This window comes from Clostridium sp. Marseille-P7770, from assembly GCF_902143525.1.
In the GTDB taxonomy this organism is placed as follows: domain Bacteria; phylum Bacillota; class Clostridia; order Lachnospirales; family Lachnospiraceae; genus Pilosibacter.
Map to the genome: position 1 here is coordinate 263,241 of NZ_CABFVC010000001.1, position 19,885 is coordinate 283,125.

At 44.9% G+C, this 19,885-nt stretch carries 9 protein-coding genes and 2 pseudogenes; all 11 read right to left on the reverse strand.

Annotated features, from left to right (window positions below; all coding sequences use genetic code 11):
- Positions 1 to 20: 20 nt before the first annotated feature.
- Positions 21 to 1,049, reverse strand: coding sequence for a PDDEXK nuclease domain-containing protein (locus FN001_RS01235; protein ID WP_002596362.1), 1,029 nt, complete (start codon positions 1,047 to 1,049; stop codon positions 21 to 23).
- A gap of 166 nt (positions 1,050 to 1,215) precedes the next feature.
- A complete protein-coding gene (locus FN001_RS01240; protein WP_243121912.1) occupies positions 1,216 to 8,397 on the reverse strand; it encodes a DUF3849 domain-containing protein in 7,182 nt (2,393 codons plus the stop codon).
- Positions 8,398 to 8,624: 227 nt separating this feature from the next.
- Positions 8,625 to 8,975, reverse strand: coding sequence for a TnpV protein (locus FN001_RS18310; RefSeq protein WP_227143085.1), 351 nt, complete (start codon positions 8,973 to 8,975; stop codon positions 8,625 to 8,627).
- A gap of 982 nt (positions 8,976 to 9,957) precedes the next feature.
- The gene (locus tag FN001_RS01245; protein WP_002596360.1) at positions 9,958 to 10,320 is read right to left on the reverse strand and encodes a helix-turn-helix domain-containing protein; all 363 of its coding nucleotides are present in this window, start codon (positions 10,318 to 10,320) and stop codon (positions 9,958 to 9,960) included.
- A 15-nt stretch (positions 10,321 to 10,335) separates the two neighbouring features.
- Positions 10,336 to 12,435: a type IA DNA topoisomerase gene (locus FN001_RS01250; protein WP_014081130.1), complete on the reverse strand. Its 2,100-nt coding sequence runs from the start codon at positions 12,433 to 12,435 to the stop codon at positions 10,336 to 10,338.
- Positions 12,436 to 12,438: 3 nt separating this feature from the next.
- Positions 12,439 to 14,163 carry a CD1107 family mobile element protein gene (locus tag FN001_RS01255; RefSeq protein ID WP_002596358.1) on the reverse strand — a complete coding sequence of 575 codons (1,725 nt, stop codon included), beginning with the start codon at positions 14,161 to 14,163 and terminating at the stop codon, positions 12,439 to 12,441.
- Positions 14,138 to 14,422, reverse strand: a complete 285-nt coding sequence (locus tag FN001_RS01260) for a hypothetical protein (protein WP_002596357.1) — start codon at positions 14,420 to 14,422, stop codon at positions 14,138 to 14,140. The genes FN001_RS01255 and FN001_RS01260 overlap by 26 nt, the downstream gene beginning before the upstream one ends.
- Before the next feature lie 21 nt (positions 14,423 to 14,443).
- A pseudogene (locus FN001_RS18650) lies at positions 14,444 to 14,824 on the reverse strand (C40 family peptidase); the annotation flags it as partial.
- Between the two features lie 114 nt (positions 14,825 to 14,938).
- Positions 14,939 to 16,774 (reverse strand): annotated as a pseudogene (locus tag FN001_RS01265) (M23 family metallopeptidase); the annotation flags it as partial.
- Positions 16,775 to 17,031: 257 nt separating this feature from the next.
- Positions 17,032 to 19,374: a VirB4-like conjugal transfer ATPase, CD1110 family gene (locus tag FN001_RS01270; RefSeq protein WP_418536083.1), complete on the reverse strand. Its 2,343-nt coding sequence runs from the start codon at positions 19,372 to 19,374 to the stop codon at positions 17,032 to 17,034.
- Positions 19,375 to 19,441: 67 nt separating this feature from the next.
- Positions 19,442 to 19,837 carry a PrgI family protein gene (locus FN001_RS01275; protein ID WP_002596354.1) on the reverse strand — a complete coding sequence of 132 codons (396 nt, stop codon included), beginning with the start codon at positions 19,835 to 19,837 and terminating at the stop codon, positions 19,442 to 19,444.
- Positions 19,838 to 19,885 lie beyond the last annotated feature (48 nt).

The following is a 19,885-nucleotide window of genomic DNA, read 5'->3' on the forward strand; positions in this document are numbered from 1 at the left end:
TTTTTTAGATTGCTTTTTTATTACTCTTCTTTCTTTTCTGTATCCTTCTCTAAAATATTGTTCACTAATTTTTGGAGTTCATTGCGATTTGGCAGATACAATTCATATTTTGAAACAAATAAATTGCTGTCCATACCGTAAGTTGCATATTCTACAAGCAGTTCATCTTTGTTATGACTCAGGATAATGCCAATCGGTGGGTTATCATCTGCCATATTTTCTTCTTTTGCGAAATACCCCATATACATATTCATCTGACCGATGTCTATATGCTGGACGGAATTTTTCTTTAAATCAATCAGCACAAAGCATTTCAAAATTCTGTGGTAAAATACCAAGTCCACATGGTAATGAATATTGTTTACAGTTAAGGGATACTGCCTGCCCACAAAGGTAAATCCTTTTCCTAATTCCAACAAGAATTTTTGGAGATTATCTATTATTTTCTGCTCCAAGTCTTCCTCACTATAACGCTCTTTCTCCGGAAGTCCCAAAAATTCTAATGTGTAAGTATCCTTGATAACATCCTCTGGCTTGTCATAAGTAATTCCCTCTCTGGCAAGTGCCAGAATTCCTTCTTTATCTCTGCTTGTAGCTAATCTAAGAAACAAAGCGGAATCCATCTGTCGCCTGAGTGTTCTTACATCCCACTTTTCCTTATAACATTCTTTTTCGTAAAAACTTCTTTCTAATTCATCATCAATCTTTATCAGCTCACAAATATGCGACCATGTCAATTTGTCAGACACCGTCTGACAATTCTCATAACAAAGATAAAACTTCCGCATATTGTTGAGGTTTGGGCGGCTGTATCCTCGTCCCAATCGCAAAGTTAATTGATGCGAGAGTGTTGTTAATAATTTTGAACCGTATGCTGCTTTAACATTTCCATCCTGCTCAAACTCAACAATATATTTTCCGATTTTCCAATACGTCTCTGTAATTACACTGTTTACTTTTTCAGCTATCTCTTTTTTGGCATTTGAAACTGCTGTTTCAATCTCATCCACCAATGGCTGAAGCATATTTGTCTGCTCTAAATCATTCATAATATATCCTTTCCGAATTTGTCAGACAGTGTCTGACAAATTCAATTTCCATTTTTATGTATTACGTTGTCTCCATTTCTCTTTAGCTTTTTCCAAATCGCTCTATCACTATATTTCCCTTGAACTAATATTATATTTCATATTTGCATAAAAAGAAATATAATAATTACAAATACTCCTCCTTCCCCTTATCTCTTTGCACGGAATTTTCTATATTATTCCCCGCAGCCTTTACTTTCATAGTCTCAAGCTTTTCTTTCAAGGATACCCTCTGTGCCGGCTTATCCGCCATCGCTGCTGTGAGCCTCATTCCCTGCGGATTTCCATTCTCCACAGCATAATTATGTCGGGTATTTTCTATGGGATACGGTTTTCTGGTATCTGCCACCTGCTCAGTACCCAGTTCCGATTTATCATCTTCCATACCTATTCCGTCATCTCCCTTTTCGTCCATATTGAGCAGGGCATTTAAGGCAGAAAGGCGGTCTAACTTCTCTGAAAGCTCTGCTTCCTGTGCAAATGGCTTTGTAACCTCTACCTTCGCTGTTTCAAGCTGACGCTCCACATTCTCCAGCTTTGTGGATGCTTCTGCCAGTTCCTTTGTCATGGCTTCCAACGCATGGTTGATACGGGAAATGTTACCCAGCGGGTCAACACCAATCTCCAGATTATGACTGAGCTGTCCTTTGATGTTCATAACGAATTTATGGTTAAAGGAATCAAAGGACACCGCCATTTTAAAGCCTGCATACTCTCCAATGACTGCCGGAGCATTAACGCTCTTGATTTCTTTGCACATCTCCACAAGTGCAGTTCCGGCTTCTTTTTTATCCGTATAGACCTTATTCCCGACCCTCATAGAGAAAAACTCCTTATCTGCTGGGAGATTGGTTTTTGCAGTCTGAATATCTGCCTGCAAGCCACTGATACGCTCCTTCAGAATGGTTATCTGCTGTGGATAATGCTTTGCAATGTTGTCCTCCAGACGGTATTTCTGACTGGTGTGGTTGGCTTTCATCAGTTTCAGCTTGCTGACCTGAATATCCAAATCCATCTTTTCTTTTATATAGGGATTCCCCGTTGCCAGAGCCTTAACCTCTGCATAAGAAAGTGCTGCTTCGTCCACATCCTCACAACTTCGCACCGGAGATTTGCTTGTCATAATCTGACCGATAAATTTCTGCTTATTCTCGATAAGCTGCCATGAGTAGCTGTCAAATGTTCCCTCTGTCACATACCGGAAAATCTTAACCTTTGGATTCCTGTTGCCCTGCCGCAAAATACGCCCCTCCTGCTGTTCAATATCAGACGGACGCCACGGTACATCGAGGTGGTGCAGAGCAATCAGTCTGTCCTGCACGTTTGTCCCGGCTCCCATTTTTGCAGTAGAACCCAATAAAAAACGAACCTGTCCGCTTCTTACCTTACTGAACAGCTCCGCTTTCCTAAGCTCCGTATTTGCCTGATGTATAAAGGCGATTTCTTCTGCGGGAACACCTTTTTCCATCAGTTTATTTCTTATATCCTCATAGACATTAAATGTACCATCTCCTTTCGGTGTCGATAAATCACAGAAAATAAGCTGTGCTGATTTCTCCCCTTTGGTATCTTCCCAAATCTCAAATGCCTTATCCACACAGGTTTTTGCTTTGGAATGTTCCTCATCGGGGAGCATATCGTTGATCAGACGCTGGTCGAGTGCCAGTTTTCTTCCATCGTTGGTAATCTTGAGCATATTATCCTGATGCGGCTCTACCAGTCTGTTACGCACTGCCTCCGCCCGATCTGCCAGCGATGTTACCATCTCTTTCTGATATTCGCTGGGTTTCAGCACCACGTTCTCATATTCTGCTTCCGGCACAGGCAGCTTTAACATATCCGGTGTCTGGATATCCGCACTCTCCTTGAAAAGTGCAATCAGCTCCGGCAGATTGAAGAATTTTGCAAATCTTGTCTTTGCCCGGTATCCTGTTCCCTCCGGTGCCAGCTCAATGGCGGTCTGTGTTTCTCCAAAAGAAGCTGCCCAACTGTCAAAATGCCCTAATCCCATCTTCTGAAGCGTACCATACTGAAGATACCGCATATTGGTGTAAAGCTCCGTCATACTGTTGCTGATCGGCGTACCCGTAGCAAACGTAATGCCCTTTCCGCCAGTCAGCTCATCAAGGTACTGGCACTTAGCAAACATATCGGAGGACTTCTGTGCTTCCGTCTGTGCAATGCCCGCCACATTCCGCATTTTCGTGTATAGAAAAAGGTTCTTATAATTGTGACTTTCATCTACAAACAGCCTGTCCACACCTAACTGCTCAAAGGTTACAACATTATCTTTCCGGGAAGTATCGTTGAGTTTTTCCAGTCTTGTCATAAGGGATTTTCTGGACTTTTCCATCTGCTTAATGGTGTAACGCTCCCCGTTATCTGCTTTCGCCTGCTCTATGGCAAGCTCAATCTCATCAATCTGTCTTTCGATAATGCCTATCTGTCTTTCCTGCGACAACGGGATTTTTTCAAACTGGCTATGCCCGATAATGACAGCATCATAATCTCCGGTGGCGATTCTGGAACAGAATTTCTTCCGGTTGGCTGGCTCAAAATCTTTCTTCGTTGCCGCTAAAATATTTGCTCCGGGATATAACCGCAAAAAGTCACTCGCCCACTGTTCCGTCAAATGATTGGGAACAACGAACAGGCTCTTTTGGCATAACCCTAACCGCTTGCTTTCCATTGCTGCAGCAATCATTTCAAAAGTCTTTCCTGCTCCCACACAATGAGCAAGCAGGGTATTGTCCCCGTAAAGCTGGTGTGCCACCGCATTTAACTGGTGCGGTCTAAGGTCGATGTCCGGTGTCATGCCAGGGAATTTCAAATGGGAACCGTCATATTCTCTTGGTCTGGTAGAATTAAAGAGCTTGTTATATTTCGCCACCAAGTCCTGTCTACGTTCCTGATCTTCAAATACCCAGTTCTTAAAGGCTTCCCGGACTGCCTCCTGTTTCTGACTGGCAATCATGGTTTCCTTTTTATTCAGGACTCTCGTTTCCTTTCCGTCCTCTATCACGGTATCGTACACCCGGCTGTCCTTTAAATTCAGAGAATCCTCTAAAATCTGATAAGCATTTCTCCGGTTTGTACCATAAGTCATATTTACAAGACTGTTTCCGTAATCCGCACTTTTTCCTTTTACATTCCACTGTCCTGTCACATCGGAATACTGAATCCCCATTGTATTCCGGTTGAAGAGATGCTGCGGTGTTTCAAAAACATCACGCATGAAATCTTCAATATATTTCGGTTCAACCCATGTGGCACCGATACGCACCTCAATCTCGCTGGCATCCAGTTCTGTGGGCTGCACCTGTGTAAGTGCCTGCACATTTATGTTGTATTCCGGGTGGTTTTCGGCGTAAATCTTCGCTGTTTGCAACTTATCCCGGACATTGCCGCTTAAATACTCGTCCGCTGCTTCCCACCTGTCTGTGACCGGATTCTGAAAGATAATGCCCGTCAGTTCTTCTTTGATTGTATCAATCTCTTTTCCGGTCAGCTCCGCCATATAAGAAAGGTCCACTTTTGCTTTTTCTGATAAAGATACTGCCAGAGCTTCCGTTGCTGTATCCACGCTTGTAACCACTTCCGCTTTCTTAATGGTACGTTTCGTGAACATATCCGCTTTGCCTTTGAAATTTCCCTCGTCATCCAGCTTTTCCAGAGAACATAACAGACAATAGCTGCTGTCCTGATTAAAGGCTCTTTTGTTGGTCTGGGAATTGATTAAACCGTATTTTCTGCTGAACGTATCATAAAGGGTATTCAATTCTTTCTGCTTTTCCTTAATCACAGTATCCGGATATTCTTCCAACTGCAAATTGATAAGCTCTTGCGTACAGTTTCGGATTCCTACCATGCCTTTTATGCGTTCCTGCATGGATTCTGACATATCCACAGGCTTCATAATGGAATTTTCACGGTAATATACCTTATCTTCCACCAGTGTGTAGCTGTAATTCTTTACGTCCGGGTCTGCCGGAATGGTGGCATCTGCCAGCTCATCCGCAAGCTCGTCCGTCTCCACTGCTTCGATTTCCCCGTCAATCCGGCTGACCGCATCCATTAACTGCTCTGCAAACGGTCTTGTGGCATCCGGTTGGCAGGTGCTTTCCATGCCATAGGGACCGCTGACCATTTCCATCTTCCCAACAATCATTTCCGGGTGTTCCGCAAAGTAGGTATTCATGGCGATACCGTTTGCATCTTCTGATAAATGTACCCAATCCGGTTCTATGTCCATCACACGGTCACGCTTCTTAAAAAACAAAATATCCGAAGTGACTTCTGTCCCTGCATTTTCCTTAAATGCTGTATTCGGAAGTCTGACCGCCCCCATAAGCTCCGCTCGCTGAGCCAGATACTTTCTGACCTCCGGACTTTTTTTATCCATTGTTCCCTTACTGGTAACAAAAGCAACCACACCGCCGGGACGGACTTTATCTAATGTCTTTGCAAAGAAATAATCATGAATCAGGAAATTATTTTTATCATATTGTTTATCCGCTACCTTATACTGTCCGAATGGCACGTTGCCGACTGCTACATCAAAAAAATCATTCGGATAGTCTGTTTTTTCAAAACCGGATATTTTAATATCCGCTTTCGGATAGAGCTGTCTTGCAATCCTGCCCGTAATACCATCCAGCTCCACACCATAAAGTCGGCTTTCCTGCATCTTCTCCGGCAGCATTCCGAAGAAATTTCCGATACCCATTGCAGGCTCTAATACATTCCCCTTTTCAAATCCCATACGGTCTAAGGTATCATAAATACTGCGGATAATGGCAGGACTGGTATAGTGGGCATTTAAGGTGCTTTCCCTTGCAGAAGCGTACTCCTGCGACGATAACAATTCCTTTAACTGCTGATATTCTCCCGCCCATGCAGATTTGCTTTCATCAAAGGCATCGGCAAGCCCGCCCCAGCCAACATACTGTGATAAAATCTGCTGTTCCGACCGTGTGGCGATACGGTTCTCGCTCTCCACCTTTTCCAAAGTACGGATTGCTTCTATATTTCGTCGGAATTTCTCTTTCGCACTGCCTGCTCCTAACGCATCGTCTGTAATGTGGAAATTGACCGCATTGGATTTATCAATCTTTGGTGCAGGCTGCTTCACAGGCTTTTCTATGGCAGGTTCTTCCACTGACTTTTGGACATCGTGTCCAGAAGTGTCCGGTTCCATGCTTTGCAGATAGTGTTCCGCTTCCTCTTTTGTTTCAAAGGTGGGAATTGTACCGTCCTCTTTTATATAATAATCTTCCCTGCCATGATCCCATACTGCAAAATCCTGTCCCGGCTCAAAGGCATCGCTGGTTTCCTCAACTGAGAATCGTGATTCTGTTTCCGCTACATCTTCCGTTCCTTCAATGCGTGAAAATACCTCCGCTTCGTGTCGGTCTATATCTTCCATTGCAATGAGATTCAAATAATCGTTTTCAATTTCTTCCCTGCTCGGTTTGTAATCATATTCAAAATGGACATTTTCGTTTATGAGTACGTAAAAGAACGCATTGTCCTGCATGGAATTTCCAAGCACATAGTTATTTTCTTCCGACTTCCATTCATCAATCTTTAAACACAACTGCCCGTCAATGGTAATCTGCTGTGCCGCAATCTCCTTTTCCTGCTCCATATACCGTCTTGTCTGATTGATAAATCCATTTAAGACCGCCGGATGGGAAGAAACAATCAAATCACGGTTCTCATACTTGGCATACGGTTCTATTTCTTTTGCCCATGCCTTATTGTCGGGAGAAAATCTGCCATCGTGCGTCAGGTGCATGACAGTATTGGCAAGTACATAGCTGACACGCTCGCTACCATATTTTCGGATTACTTCATCCGGTGTATCTTTCGGCAGACGATACCCGTCAAATTTTTCCGAAATCGTCCGTTCAATGGCTTCTTTACAGGCAACCTTCGTTTTCCGTTCTATTACCGCCTGTGCTTTTTCCAGCGCTTTCTGTGCTTCTTCCTCTTTGTACCGGGCATAGGCTTCTTTCCCTGCCGGAGATAAATACTTATCTTCCGCCACCAGCTTTCGGATACGCTTTTCGACTACTTTCCAAGACAGCAGCACTTTCGCATAAGGTTCGCAGATATTTCCCTTTTTTAATTCAATCCCTTTAAAGTTGTGGTCTTGCCAGCTATGGTCTGCTCCGGCAAGTGCATGAGAGCCGCCTCCAATGCCATATTCTTTTTTCAGAAATTCCGCTGCTTCTTTGCTGTCATGCTTTTCCTGAAAATAATCATAGATGCGGAAAGAACCATGTGAATATCCACTTCCCCTGCCAAGATTATGGTCTATCTCGTCCTGAGTAATAAAATCCTCCCTTTTTATTTCCACATGGTCTGCGGTTGGAAAGATTTGTTTTTCTATCAGCAGATTGTCAAGTTCCTCCCGCAGCTCCTCTTTTGGCATAACTGAACGGAAACGTAGCTTTTTCTCTCCGGTTTCAAGCTGATGAAGTGCCTGATCCATGTGGGAAGCCACAAGCTCAACTCCTTCTTTTGTAGAAAGGTATTCTATCATTCTTGCATGAGCCTCCGGATAATTTCCTGCTTTTAGCCCAAGCTCCTCCGGCAGTTCTCCCATGCCATCCCGGAAAAAGAAAAAGAGATGCCCTGCAATCCGGTCACGTTCTGCTTCGTCAGTCAGATAAGCTTCATTTGCTCCCATATAGGTACCGTTTACTACCTGTGAGCGGATTTTTGCTTCCACCTCCTGCCAGTTCATCTGAAGCACCGGACGCTCTGTCGATGTGCCATATCCGACACGCATCCCATCCTCATTGAACCATACCGCTAACTGCTTTCCGTCAAATTCAAAGCCCTTTCCGGTTGTTCCATACTCTTTCTGTAAGAAAGCAGCCATCTCCTCCGGTGTCTTTCCCTGCTGATATTTGGTGTAGATACGCTTTCTGCTGTTATCCCTGCCTCCGCCGCTCCGCAGAATATCCGCTATCTGCTCCGGCGGTATCTTTGTTTCTGACCGTATCGGTGTCACTGTTTCCGCCTGTTTCATGGCAAGATTGCCAGCCTGCTCCGTAAACATGGAAAATAAGTCAAGCTGCTGGTACATTCCCGCTGTTTCAATCCGCTCTGCGGTTTCTCCTGGAAGAAGATATACTCCGTCCTCCATATAGGAATTGACAAGAAAACGTGCTTCCTCCCATGACAGCCTGCTTTCCGCTTCACGGGTCAGATAATTGCCTTTCCATAAGGTAATACCGTCCTCATCGGCACGGTAGCCGCCCCGCATTTCCCCGATATTGAACTCGGTGTATTCTTCCATGCGGAACGAATTTCTCAGATAATCCGCCTGAATCTTTGCATCCTGCTCTATCTGAAAATACCCAGCTATTTCCGGTCTTTTATGCTTCAGGAACTCATCACTGCATAAAATACCACGCTGTAAGTCCTCCCCCTGCTCTGTTTCAGACAGCTTCGGAAAAAAAGAACCGGATAATGAATGTTCTCCACTATCCGGTTCTGGTATTTCTTCTTCCTGTATGTCATTTTCTAACTGTAAATCAGTTCCGTCAGCACGATCTCCTCCGCTGAATGTCTGATGTTGTTCATCTTCGCTACCCACTTCATCTGATCGGCTGCTTTCAGTTCCTCGTTCACTCCCTCTGCTTTCGCCATCTGTTCGCTCAGGGCTTCCATTCTCTGCTCTGCCTGCTCCTGTATCTCCAGACAGTGTGCTTTCAGCTCGCCCGCCAGTATCATGCCCTGATAAATCCCTTTCCGGTGTTCCTGTAAGAAGTTCTTCCGCATCATACCGTACTTCGTCAGCGTTCCCTCCGGTTCCTCGTTCGCTGTCAGGTTCGGAATCAGATAATCCCCGTTCTTTTCGTATGTCAGTTTCATGTGCCGCATCCTCCTTTTTGCTCTGTATTTCTATCTCCTGATTGTTTTGTAGCTCCTTTTCGCTTTCACGCTTTAAAGCATTATAGTCTGTATCTGCTTCATTTGCAAGCACTTTCTCCGTATTTTCCAAAGAAGTTTGTGTGCGTCCTGCATTAGCTTTTTCCTGTGCCTTCCTGCGGGCAATCTGGCGGTCATACGCTCCTATGGTTCTGCCTATCTCCATTAAAAGCGGCTTGCACATATCTGTGGTGGCTGTACCAACAACAGACAGGGTTTTCATCGTATTAAAGTCGCTGATATATTCAAATCCCTGCTCGTCTTTCCACAGTTCCATATCTGCACCGCATCGTGACAGTATGGTGTAAGCAATACTGGAAGAAAGCGTATCACGAAGCCTGACACCTACATTTAACTCGTCCAGTTCCTCTAAAAAGCTGCCCTCTTTCACATATTCGATTTCCGGCAGAAGTTCTTCATAATAATCCAAAGCAATCCGATTGGATATTTCCATTATCCGCTGTTCAAAGGAGCTGTTTTTATCCGTTTCTCCGTATGTCTTTTCAAGCTGTGCCAGGACTGTTTCTTTATGCTCCTCACGCAACTCCCACAAATTCGGATCACGTCCTATCCGCCTTGCCTTATGTACGTCGGACACATCGAAAACATATTTCAATCTTGTATAGGAATTTTCCGTATCCAGCAGGGCAATTCCCTTTGCTCCACGGTTTACCCAGCAATTCATCTTCTCATTCCATAGTTCAAGGGACGCACAGGCTGTTGCATCCGGTCGTTGTGCAAAAATAAGTATCTGTTCATTGAACGGATATTTATAAAGCCTTGCAGCGGTAGTCAGATACCTTGTCCACTCCTGCCCGTTTTTCGCTATCTCTTTTGCGGTATCCTCCGCCAGATAGGAAATCATCTGATATTTTGTTACCATAAGCATTCCTCCAAAATGACGGAGGGGATAACCCCCGCCGCCTTATTCATAAAAACCGTGTTCTTCGATACCGTTTTCCAGAATTGTGCCAATCAGCTCCTCCAATTCCATCTCCTTCAGCTCGCTGATCACAATGAGCTTTGCAAGGATATCTTTTTCCACCGGAACGACATAGCTTTCTTCATCAGGGCAAAGCTCCCGTACACAAATCTCCAGTCCGTCTGCAATTTTGCAGAGCGTACTTATATCTGCTTCCCGGATACCTGCCAGAATATCCATCAATACATCTTCCCTGACACCGCACCGCAAAGAAAGTTCTGGAATATCCATATCCTGCTCTTTCATAATGTTTAAAATTTTATCTCCGGTGCTGTAAACAACGGTCTTTTTCATTTCTGTATTCATTTTTCTGTCTCCTTTTCACTTGCTTTTTCTCGGTGGAAATTCCATCTTGAATTTGTACTGCGAACCTTTGATTTCCTTTCCGTCTTTGATATAAGAATAATCCTCAATTCCCTCCGGAATCAGGTACGCATCGTAGCTTCCCTTTTTCCCTTTTAATCCTCTCACAAGGGTCTTTTTCCCTTCAAGCAGACTTTTCATCTGTGTATCGGAAAACGTTGCTCCCATTGCCCTACCCACATTCATGCCGCATTTTTGTTTGCAGTAAGCACCGAATTTTCCTTTTACTACATCGCTGCCGCATTTCGGGCATTTTCCAAGCACTTCCTGCATCGTTCCAAACAAAGACTTCTGATCGTCACTGATACTGTGGTAGGTTTGCACCAGCTCCCGCACCATATCTTCAATGCCATCCATGAACTCCTGCATGGTGTATTCGCCTTTTTCAACCAAAGTCAGCGTATTCTCCCAATCTGCTGTAAGCTTCGGGGATTTTACCATATCCGGCAGAACAGTAATGAGCTTCATCCCGTCCTCGGTGGGAAGCATCTGCTTTTTCTCCCGTTTCACAAAACCGTCTTTGACCAGCTTTTCAATAATGTCAGCTCTGGTGGCAGGTGTGCCAAGTCCTTTGCGTTCCACCTCATCGCCCATATCCTCTGCTCCGGCACGTTCCATCGCAGAAAGCAGGCTGTCCTCGGTAAAATGTTTGGGAGGCTGCGTGAAATGCTCTGTTACCTTTGTCTGGATAACTGGAAACGTCATGCCTTCAGAAAGCTCCGGCAGTTTCTTCTCTTCCTTATCCTCATCTGTTTTTTCTACCCGGTAGGTACGTTTCAATGCTGCTTCAAATTCTTTCCACCCGTTCTGCAGAACCGTTTTTCCGGATACATGAAAGCTGTAACCACCGCAGGAAAACTCTGCTTTTACCGTTTCATACAACTGCTTTTTCCCGGTTGCACATAACAGACGATTAGCGACAAGGGATAAGATTTTCATTTCTCCCTCCGGCACAGCGGAAAGGTCTGTCTTTGTAATTTCTATGGTGGGAATAATTGCATGGTGGTCGGTCACTTTTTTACTGTTCAACACTCTTTTTATATCCGGCTCTGCTCCGGTCTGTTCCTCAAAGAGAATCGCCTGATAAACTGCCCCGATTACCGCTTTTGCAGTTTCTTCCATATCATCGGATAAATACTGGCTGTCCGTTCTCGGATAAGTGACCAGCTTTTTCTCATAAAGGCTCTGGGTGTACTCCAATGTCTGCTTTGCAGTAAAACCAAAGATACGGTTGGCATCCCGCTGAAGCGTGGTAAGGTCATAAAGTTTTGGTGGTGCAACGCTTTTATTTTCCTTTATAACGGAACGAACCACTCCACTCTGACTTTCACACGCTGCAGCAATACTTTCTGCCCTTGCCTTATCGTCAATCCGTTCTGTCATGGCATCTATCCCATCCATCAGAATATGAGCCATGTAATACTGCTCTTTTTCAAAATTCATAATCTTCACTTCACGGTCTACCAGCATGGCAAGGGTGGGCGTCTGTACTCTGCCCACCTTTAATACCTTTCCGCCATACAGTACAGTAAATAATCTCGTACCATTTAATCCCACCAGCCAGTCTGCCTGCTGTCTGCAAAGTGCAGACTGGTACAGGCTGTCATAATCGCTTCCCGGCTTTAAGTTTTCAAACCCGTCACGGATTGCACTCTCCTCCATTGATGAAATCCACAGGCGTTTCATTGGTTTCCGGCAGCCTGCCTGTTCATATACCAGACGGAAGATAAGTTCTCCCTCCCGTCCGGCATCGGTGGCACACACCACACTTTCAACTCTTGTATCGTGCATCAGATTTTTCAAGATTTTATACTGCGTTGCTGTTTCCTTTTTCACTTCATGCTGCCACTGCTCCGGTATCATGGGCAGGCTCTCATAGCTCCATTTTTTCCATGCTTCTGAATACATCTCCGGCTGTGCCAGCTCTACCAGATGTCCTACACACCATGAAACGAGAAATCCGTTTCCCTCCATGTAACCGTCTTTTCTCTCTTTCGCCCCGATCACATGGGAAATTGCCTGTGCTACGCTGGGCTTCTCTGTAACCACCAACTGCATACCTTATTCCTCCTGTTCGTCAAAGAAATCTTCTTCCGTATCTTCCTCCGATTCCTCATCTTCGTTTTCATACTCCTCGTTATCTTCCTCATCTTCATCTTCGTCCTCGATAAAGTCCTCTTTTTTCTTGCGGACAACCTTAAAATAATAAGCAGCTCCGATAACGATTAAGGCAAGACTACCAATCAGCACATACGAAATCATCGGATTCGGTGCTTCTTTCACTTCCGGCTCCGGTTCGGTTTCCTCTGTATTTCCCGTACTCTCTGCACCTTCCGTACCTTTTTCTGTTTCCGTTTCCTTTCCCTCTGTATCTGCCTGCTCTCCGTTGTTGTTTGGCAATGCACTCTCCCCATTCGGAATTGCAGATTCCAACGCAGCGGAATTTTTCGGCAAGGTTTCACTGTTATCGGAAGTTGCATTTAACAGGTCATTTTCCGTAACCTCAGTCAAAAAATATACCATTTCTTCCTCTCCGTCCCGGTCAATAATCAGATAGAAAACTTTCTCCGTGGCGGTCTGAATAGTATAAAACTCCTTGCCCTGACCGGATTTTTCCGTACTTTCTGTTTTCCCGCTTTCTGCCTCCGCAGCTTCTTTCATTGCCTGCTTTTTCTGTTCGGCAGGACTTGTCTGTGATGTGGTATTTCCGTTACTGTCTGTTTTGGTATGCTCCGTCACGGTTCCCGTAGCACTCCCCGGTTTCGTCGGGGTCGCACTCTCCGGGAGCTGCTCCGCCGGATTCCCATCACTGGTATCGGCAGGGTCTTTATAGTACGGATTTTTCGTTTTATAAACCTCAGACATATTTCCGGCATTGTCCATTGCAGAAATGGTAAAATACTCATACCCTGCGTCAAACTGCTGGAGGCGGATATTTAACGTACCGCCCGTCAGATCTGTAAACTCATATCCATTGACATATACCGCCTTTGCACCGGAATCCGTATCATGTACCTGTATGCTTAAAAGCCCGTCACTGACTGCCGCATTTAAGGTCGGCTTTACGGTATCAAAGCACTTTATGGCACGGTTCTTCTCATAGGTATTGCCTTTCTGGTCTGTGACAAGCACATACACGGTACAGTTCTCGGAAATCCTTAATTTCTTTTCCTCCGTCACATCTGTCCAGCTTCCATTCTGCCCTACCTTTGCCTCTATCTTTGCGATTTCAAAATTCCCCGTATCTGCGGTATCTTTTACACTGAAAGAAACGGAAACAATGTCATTATGCCACTCCTCCGGCTGTCTGATTTTGATACTCACATTCGGTTTTTTATAGGTACAGAGCTTATAATCTGTGACGCAGACGGGACAGTTTTTGTCATACTCATACGCACCGCATTGATCTTCGCAATTACATACCGGCTCCGGTTTATCATTTCCCGATACAGTGCCATCCCCGGTGCTTTCATCGGTACTGCCTTCTGTATTCTCTTCGGTGCCGCCTTCGGTGCTTCCCTCCGTGCTGCCCTCCGTAGTTTCTTCCGTGCTTCCCTCGGTACTGTTTTCTGTATTTTCCTCCGTACTGACATCAGTTTCACTTTCGCCGGGTGTCTGCTCCGTACTTTCCTCCGGTTTGGATTCTTCGGTTTCTTTTGTTTCTTCGGCAAAAGCGCTGATTGCGTAGTTCCCATTTACAGAAAACGCTACCGCAGGCATGGTAAATAGCACAGCGGACAATATCAGTGATATAACTGCCTTAGATGATAACTTCCTGTTCTTCATGGCTGTAAGCCTCCCTTTCTTCTGATTGTGCTGCTTCTTTCTGCTCTTTTTCTTTCAGCAGACGCATAATTTCTTCTTCGCTGACCTTGTTTAACAGAATCAGCCGATCCAGAGAGATTTTATTCTTTTCAATGAATTTCATCTTCTCCGCATCCTCTGCCATCTGAAGCTGTTCCGCCAAATCCCTCTCCCTCGCCTGCAATCCCGCAAGCTGTTCCCGGACTTTGGAAAGCTCCTTTACAATTCTCTCTTTCGTCATCGTTCCTCACTTCCTGTTATTTTAATTTCCTGATAATCTTCCAAACGCATAAAAATGGCTCTGCCAATAGGACGAATTGATTGAAGCGTAACTGATTGGATCTCCGCAATGAATCATGACCCCGTTTCCGCAGTAAATCCCCACATGGCTGACTGGTACGCCCGAATTGTATGTACCTGTAAAAAAGATAATATCCCCCGCCTTTGCATCTGCCGCCGACACAGGCGTACACTGGTTATAAATGCCCTGTGCTGTGGTTCGTGGCAGGTTATGGACACCGCTGTTTGTAAATACCCAGCAGACAAAACCGGAACAGTCAAAGCTGGTGGACGGACTGGAGCCTCCCCATACATAGGGATAGTCTAAATATCTCGCCGCTTCTTCCATAAGTGCCTGCACGGTTGCATCGTCATAGGAATCCGGCGGTATCACATTTCCTCCGCCGCTTCCGCTGCCCGGCGTTTCGCCATACAGCGTATCCGTGCCTGCTTCAAAATAAAAAAGAGGGTTATAATATTCCCCCTGATACAGACATTCGATATGTAAATGACTTCCGGTACTGCTTCCCGTATTCCCTGTTGTTCCGATCACATTTCCATGCGTCACGCTCTGTCCTGCCCGGACATTTAAGGTATCCATGTGGGCATATTTTGTGCAGTAGCCTTTTTCATCTTCAATCACTACATAATTTCCGTAATAGCTGTCATAAGTTGCGGTAGTTACTGTCCCGTCCATCGCCGCATATACGGTTGTTCCGGTAGGTACTGCAATATCTACGCCCCGATGTAACTGTTCCTGCCCTGTGACCGGATTGATACGCCAGCCATAATAACTGCTCACATAGTTGTACCAATATAAATCAAGGGGCTTATAAAACTGCTGTGTCAGCCCGTGGGTCTGGTTATAAAAAGCATAGATTTCTCTCTGCTCCTCATTCATGCGTCCGGCAACTACTACGTTTAAATCTTTTGCTGTCAGGGTCACTTCCAGAATGGTTACGGTATATTCCTCTTCCACTTCATACTCGTATTCCTCTTCTGTTGTTTCCCCCGTAACCGGGTCTGTTACCGTATGAGTGCCTGTTTTTGTTACCGTCCTTGTCCTCGTTTCCTCTGTAGGATTTAGTGTCAACTCATACATTTCATCAAACAGATATTCTATTTCTGCCTGTACCTCACTTGCAGTAAATTCCGTATGGACTGCCGACAGATAGCTGATCAGTGCAAATGGGTCATGCCCGATAGATGCCAGATTATAACGGTACTCATCATAATCCGGATAAGTGGTTTCTATGGCATCAATCTCTGCCTGCAATTCTTTTTCCAGTTCAGAAAAAGCTAAATCTGCCGCATCTATTTCTGCCGGAACGCTCATATAACTTCCTGCCAGCGTGGTACTGATTCCTCCGGCAAACATCGCCCCACAGGAAGATACTGCTGTCATAATCATCACAAGAAGCACCGAAAAGGCTCCTATGGCAAGCAGAAGCGAAACATTTTTTGATGCAATCTCCTGTATCTTTCTGGCTGCCGCTGTAAAAAGATTCCCGGACTTCGCCGCTGTTTCCTTTGCGGCTTTCGCTGTCTGTCCCGCCCGTCTTGCTTTTGCATATTCCCGTTTGATACGCTGCTTTTGCAGTCTTTTCTGCAACTGCTTCTGAATGGTCTTTTCCTGCATTTCCGGATTTTCTTCCAAGAACTTCTGATAACGGAAATTGACCTCTTTCTGCATCTGCTTTTTCTCCAGCTTTGCAGCTTTCGCTCTCCGTCTTTCCGTTTTCCCTTTGTAATGCCCTTTGAAAAAGCGGTAAACATCTTCCCCGCTCTGCTCTGTCTTGTGGGCAGCCTCCACACCGGAATTTTCTTTCTCCACTTCGGCAACCTTACTATGGGCAAAATTAGAAGATTCCATTCCCACCCTGCCAGCCGCTCTTTTTACCGGACTGTCCGGTTTGAATGGTTTCTCTTTTTTTACAGAAGTCAATACATACTTTGTTCTGCCCGTCTTTTCATCAAAAACACGCTCCAGAGAATACTCCGTTTTCTTTGGAATCTTCTTTCTTGCAGCTTCCGTCTTTTTTCTGGCTTTCTCCGCTTTCTTTTGCAGTCGGTCTAACTTTTTGCTTCCATGAAATTCCGGTTCTGCCTCTTCGGTAAAGGTAGTGTCCTTTGTCTGGAAATCCTGTTCAAAATCAAATTGCTTTACTCGCTCCCGGCTCTTTATCTCCCGCCTTTGATACCTGCCCTTTTTCTGTGACGAATGATAGGTGTCCCTGTGGCGGTAGTCATCGCTGGCAATTTTTCTACCCTGCTCCTCTCCGGCTTCCTCCGTAAAAGTGCTGTCCGGCTGCATAAAATCGCTTTTAGACTTCTCTCCGGCTTCTGCTCCCTCGGACTTTTGGACATTCTGTCCAGAAGCATCTGCTTTCTGATACTTCTTTGTATTTTTCGACCTCTGGACATCGTGTCCAGAAGTGGTATCTGCATCTCTCGGCTGATATGCTGCGGATTTTTTACCTTTACCCTCGTTTGCTTTCTTTGGAATTTCTCCGGTAAAGGTTTTTTTCTCCTGTGCAAATGCAGCCGGTTTCTGTTTCTTTTTCTCCGCCACTACTCATTTACCTCCTGCCTTACACTTTCCTCTGGTTTGGTATTCATAACCGCAAAGGTCTTGGTATCTACCGGATATTTATCTACGAACGGAATAACCACGTTGTCAAACAGAATCAGTCCGCACCCCGGCTCGGAATTGGTTACATGGGCAAGCTGTTTTTCTGACAATCCCAGCTTATCTGCAAGGATTGCCTGATCCTTTGCATTTTGATTCAGGAGATATACAAAATCGGAATTGCCGAGGATTCCCTCGATTTCCTCCGACTTCAAAAAATCGCCTACGTTCTGCGTCAGCCCCGTAGGAATACCGCCCCACTTACGGAAACGCTTCCAGATTTCCACCGAATAGATAGCGGTCTGCTTCTCCTTCAGCAAAAGGTGGAACTCATCACAATAATAGCGGGTGGCAATCTTACGCTCCCGGTTCTGCGATACCCTGTTCCAGACCGCATCCTGTACGATTAACATTCCAAGCTCTTTCAACTGGTTTCCCAAGTCCCTGATGTCAAAGCACATGATACGGTTCTGACTGTCTACATTCGTCCTGTGGTTAAAATAATTCTGCGAACCATGCACATATAGCACAAGGGAGTTTGCAATCCGTTCTGCCTTTTTGTTCTTATGCTCTAACAGGGCATTATACAAATCCTCAAGGATAGGCATATTCTCCGGTACGGGATTTTCAAAATAAGCATCGTAAATATGACGGATACATTCGTCAATGATACCTTTCTCATCATTTTCCAGACCGTTCTTTCCTCCGGCAATCAAGTCACACAGAGTAATGATAAAATCGGATTTCAGCTTTAAGGCTTCCTTATCCCCTTTATGGGAAAGCTGAATGTCCATCGGATTTAAATAATCTTTGGAATTGGTTGCCAGCCTTACCACCTGTCCGTGCAATGCTCCCACAAGGGCAAAATACTCGCCCTCCGGATCGCAGACCACAATATCGTCCTTTGTCATCAGGAAACAGGAAAGAATCTCACGCTTTGCACTAAAAGACTTACCACTTCCCGGTGTACCAAGAATCACACCGTTTGGTGTACGAAGCCGTTTCCGGTCTGCCATAATCATGTTGTTGGAAAGGGCATTTAAACCATAATAAATAGCCGGAGCTGGCATAAATAATTCCTGCGTACAGAACGGTACTAAGATAGCGGTACTCTTTGTTGTCAAATCCCGTTCAATTCCCGTATCGTTGCACCCGATTGGTGCCGATGCCATCAGTCCCTGCTCCTGTAAATACTGCATACATCTGAGGTTGCAGTTCGCCTGTTGGATAATGCCGGATACCCTCTGCGTGATATTTTCCAGTTCCCGCTTGTTTCTGCCATAGCAGGTCAGAAGAAATGTCATCTTTACCATTTTCTGATTGCTGCTGTTTAAATCGTCCAAAAGGTCAAGGGTATCTTTTTCATAAGTGATAATGTCCGTTGGAAGAATGTCCATGTCATAACCTGACCTTACCGCCTTTTTCTGCTCTTCAATCTTCATCTTCTGAATATTCGTCAAAGCACCTTTTAGCATCTTAATCGCCTTGACCGGATCCATTGTCTGCATATGCATGGTAATAGTCAGGTTCGCATCCAGATCAAGAAGCTTTTTCAACAACTCATCATCAAACTTCGGGGCAATAATATCCAGATAATGCACACTGCCATACATTTTTCCCGCCTTAAAACGACTCGGATAGCGAAAATCAAATCCCGGCGGAGCGATGTAATCTTTCACACTTTTTCCCGACTCCGCCAGTTCCTTAAAAGAAAAACGGAAAGGCTCCATAGTATCCTGGTTAAAATACTCATGCAGGATACGCAGACGTTCCTTTCCGTCAAGGCTCTTAGCGTGTGTGCCCAGATTAGTCAAATTTTTAATCACATCTGCTTCAATGCTGACAAGTTTTGCCCTTGCCTCCTTAAAGCCTTTACTCTCAATTCCAAAAATCAGATACTTTGATTTGATAATACCGTTATTTCCCTTTGCAGCCTGTTTCTTTAACATCTGCGTGTATTCCTCACGAATATCATCAAAATCATCTGCCTGCAATGGAATGTCAAACTGGTCAATTAAGGTCTGCTCGTTAACCTGTCGGTTGAACAGGAACAGCTCAAATTTAATAGACGGGTCAAAATAATTGATAAGCCTGCTGTATTCCTCCAGTATTTCCCCCTTATCCTCGATTTCCAGCAGGTCATAATTTATATCGTAAAACTCCACCATTTTCGTATAAAAGCCAGAAGTGACCTGACAGATACCGTCCCGGTACATCTTCTGAAAGGTAATGGTCTTCTGTGCTGTGGTGGGCTTTTCTGCGTTTTTATTCGTTCCGGCAAGCATGTGTTTTAACTCCGCAAGCCTTCTCCGCTCCACAAAGGTCAGCCCCGGCTTCGTTTTTCCTTTTTTCTTATGTCTGTCCGGCTTTTCTGCCGCCTGCTTTTTCTTCAAGTTTACGCACCTCCTCTTTTATACGCTCTGTTTCTTCTAATCTTCTGTAAATATTTTCTGATTTGTAGGGACGAATCCCCGGTGTGAGGAATTTCTGCCTTATCATAAAATACAGAATCTTCTCTGCCGGAAATCCGTCCTTCTCATACATTGCCAGAAAGAAAAAAGGCAGCATGACCGCTACCATCAAAAGTGCCGATGCCTGTGTGCCGATAAACCCTTTTGTAAAAATGTAAAAGGGAATCCCTACCGCACCTGCACCGCTGAAGCAAATAAGCTGGCGTTTCGTCAGATTTAACGCTACTTTTGTCTTTATGCCGCTTAAATTCTTTGGCACTGCTACGGATATTGCCATAACATCACAGCCGGAGCTGATACTGCAAGCCCCGGCTGTTCCCTCCTT

What these genes read in the sequence shown, in the direction of transcription:
- FN001_RS01240 (WP_243121912.1), bottom strand. Translation starts at nt 8,397, where the DNA reads ATGGAAGAATACACCGAGTTCAATATCGGGGAAATGCGGGGCGGCTAC.
- FN001_RS01235 (WP_002596362.1), bottom strand. Translation starts at nt 1,049, where the DNA reads ATGAATGATTTAGAGCAGACAAATATGCTTCAGCCATTGGTGGATGAG.
- FN001_RS01260 (WP_002596357.1), bottom strand. Translation starts at nt 14,422, where the DNA reads ATGACGAAAGAGAGAATTGTAAAGGAGCTTTCCAAAGTCCGGGAACAG.
- FN001_RS01245 (WP_002596360.1), bottom strand. Translation starts at nt 10,320, where the DNA reads ATGAATACAGAAATGAAAAAGACCGTTGTTTACAGCACCGGAGATAAA.
- FN001_RS18310 (WP_227143085.1), bottom strand. Translation starts at nt 8,975, where the DNA reads ATGAAACTGACATACGAAAAGAACGGGGATTATCTGATTCCGAACCTG.
- FN001_RS01270 (WP_418536083.1), bottom strand. Translation starts at nt 19,374, where the DNA reads ATGCTTGCCGGAACGAATAAAAACGCAGAAAAGCCCACCACAGCACAG.
- FN001_RS01255 (WP_002596358.1), bottom strand. Translation starts at nt 14,163, where the DNA reads ATGAAGAACAGGAAGTTATCATCTAAGGCAGTTATATCACTGATATTG.
- FN001_RS01275 (WP_002596354.1), bottom strand. Translation starts at nt 19,837, where the DNA reads ATGGCAATATCCGTAGCAGTGCCAAAGAATTTAAGCGGCATAAAGACA.
- FN001_RS01250 (WP_014081130.1), bottom strand. Translation starts at nt 12,435, where the DNA reads ATGCAGTTGGTGGTTACAGAGAAGCCCAGCGTAGCACAGGCAATTTCC.